This window comes from Streptomyces sp. NPDC029296 (assembly GCF_055569255.1).
The window spans coordinates 1-5404 of record NZ_JBVHXT010000098.1; the positions used below are offsets into that span (position 1 = coordinate 1).

Here is a 5404-nt window from a genome sequence, read left to right on the forward strand (position 1 = left end):
TGCCCAGCCCGAGCCTTCAACCCCGCCACCGAACGCCCCGACACCACAAACGGCAACACACCACCAACGGCAGGCACGCCACCAGTGGCAGGCACGTCAGCAGGCACCTCAGCAGCGTCACCCGCCGCAGGAGCCCCAGGAGCCTCCTCCACAATCACATGCGCGTTCGTCCCACTGATCCCGAACGACGACACGCCCGCACGACGGGGACGCCCGGTCTCGGGCCACTCCCGCGCCTCGGTGAGCAGCTCCACCGCCCCGGCAGACCAGTCCACATGCGAGGTCGGCTCAGTGACATGCAGCGTCTTGGGCAACACGCCCGCCCTGAGCGCCATGACCGTCTTGATGACCCCGGCAACACCGGAGACAGCCTGCCCATGACCAAGGTTCGACTTCAACGACCCGAGCCACAGCGGTCGACCGGCATCGCGCCCCTGCCCATACGTGGCGATGATCGCCTGAGCCTCGATGGGGTCCCCGAGCGTCGTGCCCGTACCGTGCGCCTCGACGGCGTCGACGTCCCGTGCGCTCAGCCGTGCGTTCGCGAGCGCCTGCCGGATCACCCGCTGCTGCGAGGGACCGCTCGGCGCGGCGAGCCCGTTGCTCGCGCCGTCCTGGTTGGTGGCGCTGCCCCGGACGACGGCGAGGACGCGGTGCCCTTCGCGCTGGGCGTCGGACAGCCTCTGGACGAGCAGGACGCCCACGCCTTCGGACCAGCTCGTGCCGTCCGCCGCGTCCGAGAACGCCTTGCTGCGGCCGTCGGCGGCAAGCCCGCGCTGTCGGCTGAACTCGACGAACAGCCCCGGCGTCGGCATCACGCTGACACCGCCGACGAGGGCCATCGAGCATTCGCCGTTCCGCAGCGCCTGCACGGCCAGGTGGAGGCTGACCATCGAAGAGGAGCAGGCGGTGTCGACGCTCACGGCAGGGCCTTCGAGGCCGAAGGTGTACGCGACCCGTCCCGAGCCGACACTGCTGGCGTTGCCGGTGCCGAGGTAGCCCTCGACGTCCTCGGGGGTGCGGTCGAGACGTGTGGCGTAGTCCTTGGCCAGCATCCCGAAGAACACGCCGGTCTGGCTGCCGCGCAGGGTCGCGGGGTCGATGCCGGCACGTTCGACGGCTTCCCACGAGGACTCCATCAGCAGGCGCTGCTGGGGGTCCATGGCGAGGGCCTCGCGGGGGGAGATCCCGAAGAACTCGGCGTCGAAGTCGGCGACGGAGTCGAGGAACCCGCCGGAGCGGACATAGCTCTTTCCGTGCCGGCCGGGGTCGGGGTCGTAGATGCCGTCGATGTCCCAGCCCCGGTCGGTCGGGAAGTCCGTGATCGCGTCACGCTCTTCCGCGACGAGCCGCCACAGATCCTCAGGGGACTCGACGCCTCCCGGGAAGCGGCAGGCCATACCGACGATCGCGATCGGCTCATGGTCCGTCGGCAGCGTTGTGGCCGGGACGATGGCGCGGCCGTCGTCGGCGTCCTCGGTGCCGAGCAGCTCGATGCGGAGGAAGTCCGCGAGGGCGCGCGGGGTCGGGTGGTCGAAGACGAGGGTGGTGGGCAGTCGGAGACCGGTGGCCGCGTTGAGCCGGTTGCGGAGTTCCACGGAGGTCAGCGAGTCGAACCCTTGGTCCTTGAAGCTGCGTTCGGCGTCCGTCGACCCGGTGGAGGTGTGTCCGAGGACGGTGGCTATGTGGGTGCGGACGAGGTCGAGCAGGATGCGCGTCTGTTCGGACGTGGGCTGCGTTTCGAGTTCACGGGCCAGAGGGTTGTCCCGTCCAGTGGCGACGGCCTCGACGGCTCGGCGCACTTCCCGGGCCCGCACGATCCTCTGGAGCAGCCTGGGCATCGACCCACCGGTTGCCTGGGTGCGCAGCGCGACCTGGTCGAAGCGGACGGCCACGAGGTGTGGTTCGTCGACGTTCAGGGCGGCGTCGAGGAGGGCGAGCCCTTCCTCGGCCGACATGGCGACGACGCCGGAACGCCGCATCCGCGCCAGGTCCTGTCGGCCCAGCCCGCCGGTCATGGCGCTGGCCGGCTCCCACAACCCCCAGGACACGGAGGACGCGGGAAGGTCGGCCGCGTGCCGTTGCCGTGCGAGCGCGTCGAGGAAGGTGTTGGCGGCGGCGTAGCCGGCCTGGCCGACATTGCCGAGGATTCCGGCGAGGGAGGAGAACAGGACGAACGCGGCGAGGTCGTGGTCCGCGGTGAGTTCGTGGAGGTTCACCGCGCCGTCGACCTTGGCGCGCAGGACGCGTTCGAGGCGCTCGGGGGTCAGTGACTCGATGAGACCGTCGTCCAGTACACCCGCCGCGTGGACGACGCCGGTCAGAGGGGTGGGTATCCGCTCCAGGACGGCGGCGAGTGCCTCCCGGTCGGACACGTCGCAGGCTTCGACGACGACCTGTGCGTCCAGCCCCTCAGGGACCTCACCGCCGCTACGGCTCAGCAACACGAGGTTCCGCACCCCGTGTTCCTCGACCAGATGCCGCGCCACCAGCTTGCCCAGCGTGCCGGTACCGCCCGTGATCAGGACCGTACCGTCCGGATCGAGCCGCCTGGGCATCCGAAGGACCAGCTTGCCCATGTGCCTGGCCTGCGACATGAACCGGAACGCCTCCGGCGCCCGCCGCACATCGAACGACCGCACGGCGACCGGTGCCAGCACCCCGGCGGCGAAGAGCGGCATCACCTCACTCAGCAGTTTCCCGATGCGTTCGGGGCCCGCCTCCAGCAAGTCGTACGCCCGGTACGACACCCCTTCGACCGCATCCCGGATATCCGTCTTGCCCATCTCCAGGAACCGGCCATCGGCCGAGAGCAGCCGCAGCGAGGCGTCGATGAACTCCCCTGTGAGGGAGTTGAGCACCAGGTCCACTCCGTCAGCGAACTTCTGCTCGAAGTCGAGCGTGCGGGAACTCGCGATGTGCGCGTCGTCCAGGCCCATCGCCCGCAGCGCGTCCCACTTGCCCTCGCTCGCCGTCGCGAACACCTCGGCGCCGAGATGACGCGCGACCTGGATCGCCGCCATGCCGACCCCGCCCGCACCTGCGTGCACCAACACCCGCTCGCCGTACTGAAGTTCACCCAGCTCCACGAGTCCGTAGTAGGCCGTCAGGAAGGCCACCGGCACCGACGCGCCCTGCTCGAACGACCACGTCGCGGGGAGGACTGCCGTCATCCGGCTGTCGGCCACGACTACCGGCCCGAAGGCGTCTCGGAACATTCCGAACACCCGGTCGCCCACGGCGAGTCCGGTCACCTCGGAGCCGATCTCGGTGACGACACCGGCCCCTTCGCTGCCCATGCCGGTCTGGCCGGGCACCATGCCGTGTCCGATGAGTACGTCGCGGAAGTTGATGCCGGCCGCGTGAACATCGATCCGGATGTCGACCGGGCCCAGTTCCCGCTGTGCCGTCGGGGCGGGCAGGAGGGCCAGGTCGGACAGCGTGCCGGCGCCGGCCCTCGTCTCCAGACGCCAGGGTCCGGAGAGCGGGGGCAGCAGGGCGGCGCTGGAGGTGGTGCGCGCGAGCCGGGGGGTCCACAGGGCGCCGTCACGCACGGCCACCTGGGGTTCCCCGCAGTCGAGTGCCGTCACGAGGGCCGTGGCCGACTGGTCCGCCGGGTCGAGGTCGACGAGGACGAACCGCTCCGGGTGCTCGTTCTGCGCGGTACGCATCAGCCCCCAGACCGGGGCATGGGTGAGGTCCACGCCGTCGGCCCCGTGCCCGGTCTGTACGGCGCCACGGGTCACCACCAACAGGCGGGACGCGGCTAAGTACTCGTCGGAGAGCCATTCCTGGACGAAGGCCAAGAGACCGCCCAGGGTCTCCAGCACCTCTCCGCGCGTGTCGTCCGAGTCGGCCAGGATCACCGCCACCACGTCAGGCGCGGCTCCCTCGGACGCGCTCACCGCACGCAGGTCGGCGTACGGCTCGGCAGCGATGTGCGCGTCACGCAGGAGAGCGGCCGTGGCGTCGGCGGTGTCACCGAGAACCGCCCAGACCTGGTCGTTCGTCCGGACCGTCCCGTCCACCTCGACCTGGGTCCAGTCGACGCGGAAGAGCGCCTCTTCAGCGGGATGGTGTACGAGGTCGAGCCGGTCGAGCGGCAATGGACGGACCGTCAGGCCACGTGCCGAGAGCACCGGTTGGCCGGATGTGTCGGTCGCGAGGACCCCCAGCGTCTCCGGTCCTGTGACGGTGAGCCGGACACGTAGCGAGGTCGCGCCGGACGCGTGCAGGGTGACGTCCGACCAGGCGAAAGGCAGCCTGACCGTGCCGGTGGGCGCAGAGCCCAAGCCGCTGCGGGAGGCGGCGTGCAGGGCGGCGTCGAGGAGCGCCGGGTGCAGCCCGAACAGTGTGGCCTGCGCAGCCGGTTCGGCGGGGAGGGTGACTTCGGCGTACACGTCGTCGCCCGACCGCCAGGCGGTGCGCAGTCCCTGGAACGCCGGGCCGTAGCCGTATCCCGTGTCCGCCAGGGCGGAGTAGAAGTCGTCCAGGGCAATGGGCTCGGCTCCCGCGGGCGGCCAGGTTCCGAGGCTGTCCGTCCGGTCGTCGGGGGCCGGCGCCAGGACACCGGACGCGTGCCGGGTCCACGCGTCGTCGAGGGCGCCGCCGCGCTCGGCACGTCCGTACACGGATACGGCACGCTCCCCGTCCTCGCCGGGAGTCTCGACCACCACCTGGAGCTGTGCGGAGCCCTGCTCGGGGATCACCAACGGTGCTTCCAGGGTCAGTTCCGCGACACGTCCGCAGTCGACCTCGTCCCCGGCGCGTATCGCCAGCTCCACGAATGCCGTGCCCGGCAGCAGTACCGTCCCGGCGACGGCGTGGTCCCGCAGCCACGGGTGGGTTCGCAAGGAGACTCGGCCGGTGAGTACGGCACCCTGTTCGCCGCCGAGTCGCACGGCAGCACCCAGGAGGGGGTGATCCGCCCCGGCGAGGCCGAGTTCGCGCGCGTCGCCGGTGGCGGGGGTGCGCTCCAGCCAGAAGTGCTGGTGCTCGAAGGGGTAGGTGGGGAGGTCGATGTCGGTCGGGGAGGTGGCGCCTATGAGGGGTGTCCAGTCGATGGCGAGGCCGTTGGCGTACGCCTCGCCGAGGGCGGTGGTGAAGCGGCGCAGACCGCCCTCGTCACGCCGCAGGGTGCCCAGGACGACCGCCGCGTCCTCCACCGTGCCCTCCACCGGCGCCGTCAGAACAGGATGGGCACTGGCCTCGATAAACGCATCGAAACCATCCGCCAGCAGCAGCCGCACCGTCTCCTCGAAACGAACCGTCTGCCGCAGATTCGTATACCAGTACGCGGCATCCAGAGAAGCCGTCTCCACACGCTCCGCGGTCACCGCCGAGTAGAACGGAATCCTCGGCGACACCGGCTCAAGGTCCGCGAGATCCGCGAGGATGCGGTCGC

General features: G+C 70.7%; 1 protein-coding gene. It reads right to left on the reverse strand.

Annotation, left to right across the window (positions count from 1 at the left end):
- The coding region (locus ACZ4W9_RS40145; RefSeq protein WP_467944193.1) for an SDR family NAD(P)-dependent oxidoreductase at positions 1 to 5366 on the reverse strand (5366 nt) is incomplete at its 3' end.
- Between the last annotated feature and the right edge of the window lie 38 nt (positions 5367 to 5404).